At 47.2% G+C, this 233-nt stretch carries 1 protein-coding gene; it reads left to right on the top strand.

All coding sequences use genetic code 11. From position 1 onward, the window contains the following. Nucleotides 1–233, top strand: a 233-nt coding sequence (locus FQ664_RS27660; RefSeq protein WP_218570457.1) for a PAS domain-containing protein, incomplete at both ends; no start/stop codon positions are given.

Below are 233 nucleotides of genomic sequence, written 5' to 3' on the forward strand. Positions count from 1 at the left end.
GTATTTTATCGGCCAACCCTGCGTCTGCACGTCTATTTGGTTACGCAAAAAGTACCGACTTACTGGGTGAGTCGTTAAACCGCTTACTAAGTAACGAGAAAAATAACAATCGTGTGCAACTCGATTTAGCCAATGTCGCTAACGGCACACCGCTGCATTTTTTGACCAGTGAGTATTGCGGAACGCAGCGCCGACTGTCGCTGCATGTCGATGACGCTAATCTATTTGGCAAC

This window comes from Pseudomonas persica (assembly GCF_900291015.1).
GTDB lineage: Bacteria > Pseudomonadota > Gammaproteobacteria > Pseudomonadales > Pseudomonadaceae > Aquipseudomonas.